Here is a 1,768-nt window from a genome sequence, read left to right as displayed (position 1 = left end):
ATACTCTAGCGCCACCACGCCGTTGCTAAACGGCTTTGCGGAAATCAGGTCGAGCGTCACCGCCGCGCCGCCTGGGAACAGCGGCTTGCCCTGGCCGACGGCGCCTGGATAGCTGAGCAGCCTGACGCGGTCGACCAGGCCGTGGCGCAGCAATTCCTGCGCGACGCTGAGGCTGCCATGCACGTAGATGTTGCCGCCGCTGCCTTGCTTCAGCGTCCTGACCGCTTCCGGCAGAGGCCCTTTCAGCAATTCGGCCGGCTTCCAGTCGAGCGCCTTCAGGCTGTTTGAGGCGACATATTTCGGCAGCGCGTTGAACCGGTCGGCAAAATCTCCGGTTTCCGTTGGCCAGGAGCCGGCAAAGATCTCATAGGTCGTGCGCCCCAAAAGCATGGCGCCGCTGTCGGCAAGCTCGTCCTCCTTGAACCTGTTCATCTCGTCGTTCCAGGTCACGCTGGGCAGCTTCTCGACCTCAGCAATGCCATCGACGCTGATGAATTCGGTTACTATAAGTTTTCGCATGGCGCGCTCCTTCTTCCGTCAAAGGACGGGCCGCGCGGGCGCTTTGCGACACCTTCCTGAAATATATTGCTGCGCTTCGTTGTAGTGTGGCGCTTCAGCGCGAGGCTGCGAAAGACCGATGCCATGGGGAAGTGCGACCGCCGCCTGGACTAAACCCCAAAGTTCGGATTTTGATGCCACATCTGAAGTAGTTATTCCCAAGAACGCATTGCAGGAAGATTCATGGGATTCGGGGTTTTCATTCATCGCTCGGATTCGCGATACAACGATCGCCCCGCAGAGCAATACCAGTTTCCTCGCCCGTATCTGCGCCGCGTTGAAGCGTGTGTCGGCAAGTGGATTATCTACTACGAGCCCAGCAAGGTAAACGATACACGGGGCTATTACGCTGTAGCGAAAGTCCAGCAGATCATCCCCGATCCGGTAACGCCTGACATGTATCTCGCGCTGATTGAGCCCGGAAGCTACCTCGATTTCGTCAATCCTGTTCCATTTAGCGGATCTGACGGTCCCGTCGAACGAGGCCTGCTCAATGATGAGGGACGGATTTCTGGCCGCGCCCAATCTGCTGTCCGCGCACTCAGCCCAGGTGACTTCAACCGGATCATCGATCTGGGCCTGGATACGAATGAGTTGTTGCTGCCGCGCGTTGATGAGGTCGGCATATCTGCCGGCTTTCAGGATGAGCAGGCGCCATTCGAATTCGAGCAGAGTCGTGACCGCGTAAGCTACATCGGATCGCGAATCGTGCGGGACCGCATTTTCCGTCGAGTCGTCTTACGTGCCTATGACGAGCGCTGCGCGATCACAGGTCTCAAGCTGATAAATGGCGGAGGCCGGGCAGAGGTTTCTGCCGCACATATTCGACCGGTTGAGGCGAACGGGCCTGATGTCGTCAACAATGGGATCGCACTGTCCGGCACTGCGCATTGGATGTTCGACCGTGGATTGATCAGCCTGTCGGACGATTTGGAAATCCTGATCTCCAGACAGGTCAATGACTTCGACAGCGTGCAGGGCTTCATAAACAAGACGCGCCGCGCGCTTCCGCCTCGCCGACAGCTCGAACGCCCGCATCCTCATTTCTTGCAATGGCACCGCGAGCACTGCTTCAAGCAATAAGCGGTGTTTCGAAGCTGCCCCCTGTCTATGGAAAGGCATTGCTTGCAGTGGTCGTTTGGGCGCTCGCCCCCCTCAGTCCTTCGCCCGCTCCACATAAGCGCCATCGGCCGTCATCACCACCACGCGG

General features: G+C 58.5%; 2 protein-coding genes. One reads left to right on the top strand and one right to left on the bottom strand.

Annotated features, from left to right (window positions below; translation table 11 throughout):
* Nucleotides 1–519, bottom strand: a 519-nt coding sequence (locus EOB49_RS33735; protein ID WP_127383488.1) for a dihydrofolate reductase family protein, incomplete at its 3' end; no start/stop codon positions are given.
* A gap of 222 nt (nt 520–741) precedes the next feature.
* Between EOB49_RS33735 and EOB49_RS33730 the strand changes: the two genes are divergently transcribed.
* Complete coding sequence (locus tag EOB49_RS33730; RefSeq protein ID WP_127383487.1) at nt 742–1,641, top strand: HNH endonuclease; 900 nt, start codon at nt 742–744, stop codon at nt 1,639–1,641.
* Nucleotides 1,642–1,768: the final 127 nt, after the last annotated feature.

Origin of the sequence: Mesorhizobium sp. M7A.F.Ca.MR.148.00.0.0, assembly GCF_003997735.1 — a bacterium.
In the GTDB taxonomy this organism is placed as follows: domain Bacteria; phylum Pseudomonadota; class Alphaproteobacteria; order Rhizobiales; family Rhizobiaceae; genus Mesorhizobium.
This window is presented reverse-complemented; position numbering and strand designations above follow the sequence as displayed.